1 pseudogene is annotated in these 1026 nt (G+C 60.3%); it reads right to left on the bottom strand.

Features of this window, described 5'->3' with window-relative positions:
- Positions 1–31: 31 nt before the first annotated feature.
- Positions 32–958, bottom strand: a pseudogene (locus tag Q9295_RS17950) (IS3 family transposase); the annotation flags it as partial.
- Between the last annotated feature and the right edge of the window lie 68 nt (positions 959–1026).

Below are 1026 nucleotides of genomic sequence, written 5' to 3'. Positions count from 1 at the left end.
CGTTGAAGCTCTCGATGTAGCCATTCTGCTACGGTTTGCCCGGATCGATGTAATACCATTCGACGCCATTGTCGTTCGCCCACTTCAGGATGGCCTTGCTGGTGAACTCGGTCCCATTGTCAGAGACGATGCAAGCGGGTTTGCCGTAAATCCGGACCAGCGCATCGAGTTCACGCGCCACCCTTGCCCCCGAGATGCTGGTGTCGGCGACTAGGGCAAGGTTCTCGCGGCAGCAATCGTCGTTCACGGCCAGGATGCGAAACTTCCGGCAGGCCCCGAACGTGTCGGACAGAAAGTCCAAGGACCAGCGCTGGTTTGGCCGCAGAGGCACTGGCATTGGTGTCCGACTGCCGCGTGCCCGTTTGCGGCCACGACGGCGGCGCACTGACAGCCCCTCTTCCCGGTAAATCCGGTAGAGCTTCTTTTCGTTCATGATCATGCCCTTGCGCTCCAGCAGGATGCCGACGCGCCGATAGCCGAAGCGGCGGCGCTTCTCGGCGATCTTGTGCATCTCCTCACGGATTTCCGGGTTGTCGGGCGGCCGTTCACGTCGCACCGTCTTCGGATCGACACCGATCAGGACGCAGGCCCGGCGTTGAGAGATCGCACGTCGCCGGTTCATTTGAACCGGTGGCATTCACCGGCTCCACCCTCAACGACCGCAGCACCGCATCCCGCCGTTGCACCGGTGTCGTCAGGGTTTTCCCAGAAGATCCTTCAAAACCACATTGTCGAGCATGACATCTGCCACAAGGCGCTTCAGCTTGGCGTTCTCGGCCTCGAGCTGCTTGAGACGATTGGCATCGGACAGGTCCATCCCGCCATATTTGGCCTTCAGCTTGTAGAACGTCGCGGGGCTCAGCCCGTGCTTCCGGCAAAGCTCGGAGGTCGGCAAACCAGCCTCCTGCTCTTTGATCATTCCGATAATCTGCGCCTCGGTGAAACGGCTTTTCCTCATGTCGTCTGCTCCTTCTCTGGTTGGGCAGACTCTACATCACAGCGAGGGATCTTCCGGGGGGCAGGTCA

The organism is Pseudogemmobacter lacusdianii (assembly GCF_030848395.1).
Lineage (GTDB): Bacteria > Pseudomonadota > Alphaproteobacteria > Rhodobacterales > Rhodobacteraceae > Pseudogemmobacter > Pseudogemmobacter lacusdianii.
The sequence above is the reverse complement of the archived record's forward strand: the minus strand, read 5'-3'. Positions and strand labels throughout refer to the sequence as shown.